Genomic DNA, 672 nt, shown 5'->3' with positions numbered 1-672 from the left:
CACCCCCGAGCAGAGGAGCACGCCATCATGCGTACCGATCTGATCCGTAAGGCCACCCTGACCGCTGCTGGCCTGGTCGCCGCCGCCGGTGGCATCGCGGGCCCCGCGATCGCCGCCCACGCCGCCGAGGCCAAGCCCGTCGCGCAGGTGCAGACCGACCGCAAGCACGGCGGCGAGCGGGAACTGCCCGTGCGCTACGCCGCGCAGCCGAACTTCTACTACTGCGGCCCCGCCGCCACCCGCAACGCTCTGTCCGTGCAGGGCAAGGACATCAACGTCGACGCCATGGCCAAGGAGATGGGCACCACCGAAGCCGGCACCAACAGCGTCAACGACATCACCCCGGTGCTGAACAAGGAAACCGGCAAGAACGTCTACCGCAGCGTCGAGATCAAGGACGCCAAGGCCGACGACAAGCAGACCGACACGCTGCGCGCCGACATCGTGCGCACCGTCGACGACGGCCGCGCCGTGGTCGCCAACATCGCCGGCACCGCCGTCGACACCGACGGCAACGTCCACTCCTTCGAGGGCGGGCACTACATCAGCGTCGTGGGCTACCGCGACGGCGGGAAGACCGTGACCATCGCGGACTCGGCCGACCCGAACATGGCCTCCTACCGGATGAGCGTCGACAACCTCGCCGACTGGATCGCCACCCGCGGCTACACC

1 protein-coding gene is annotated in these 672 nt (G+C 69.2%); it reads left to right on the top strand.

The annotated features are described in order from the left end of the window. Nucleotides 1–27 precede the first annotated feature (27 nt). A partial coding sequence (locus I8N68_RS32495; protein WP_200216929.1) for a C39 family peptidase occupies nucleotides 28–672 on the top strand: 645 nt, incomplete at its 3' end.

This window comes from Micromonospora coerulea (assembly GCF_016598485.1).
Classification (GTDB): Bacteria; Actinomycetota; Actinomycetes; order Mycobacteriales; family Micromonosporaceae; genus Micromonospora; species Micromonospora coerulea.
This window is presented reverse-complemented; position numbering and strand designations above follow the sequence as displayed.